We start from the raw sequence: 864 nt of genomic DNA on the forward strand, positions 1-864 counted from the left end.
GAACAGGGTTTCCGGGTGCAGGTGGCCGTCAATTTCTTCGTCGCTGTCGTATTTGTATTCGTCCGGCAGCGTCAGCGGGATGCCGTGCGCGTGGCGGGCCGGGAAGCCGGCGATGTTGTGGCGGGTATTACGGAACATGACGCGGCCGGGGCCGGAGCGGTCCAGCAGTTCCGTGAGGATTGCATCGCGGTCCGCTTCGTCAATATTCATGTCCGGCAGCAGGGCAACGGCTTCTTTCTTCAGTGCTGCATCCCAGCTGGGTTCGTCATGCAAACGGCCAGCCAGCGCCGCCACATCCTGATAGTGCGCTTGCTCGTCCTTGAAGGCCTCCAGGCTGGGGTAGCGTTCCGGGTCGAGCAGACGCAAGCGAGCGTAATGGCTTTCCAGGCCCAATTGTTCGGGTGTTGCGGTGAGCAGCAACAGCCCACGGGCCTTTTGGGCAATGGTTTCCACTCGCTGGTAATCCTCACTGGCCTGGCCAGCGGACCACTCCAGGTGATGGGCTTCATCCACCACCAGTAGATCCCAGTCGGCGGCGGCTAGCTGCTCGATATCGCACTCACTGAGAAAGTCGGTGCTGCACAGAATCAGCTGCTCGCTGAGGAACGGGTTGTCGTCACCGGAGGCTGCGCGGACGGAATCTGAGTCGCCGGCAGTGTCTTCGTCCGGTGTGTTTTCCTCTTCAATGATTTGCGCGAGCATGTCCTTGATGCTGGTTTCCGGCTGCAGGGCGTTAAGGCGCTCGGCATCAAAGATAGAGAAGTGCAGGTTGAAGCGGCGCACCATTTCCACAAACCACTGGTGCACCAGTTGGGAAGGCACCACCACCAGTACCCGCTTGGCCCGGCCGGTGAGTAGTTGCTG

The 864-nt window shown here is 60.6% G+C and carries 1 protein-coding gene; it reads right to left on the reverse strand.

Annotated features, from left to right (window positions below; translation table 11 throughout):
• On the reverse strand, positions 1 to 864 hold an 864-nt coding region (locus A3754_RS24905), incomplete at both ends, for an SNF2-related protein (RefSeq protein WP_197468856.1).

This window comes from Alcanivorax sp. HI0083 (assembly GCF_001635175.1).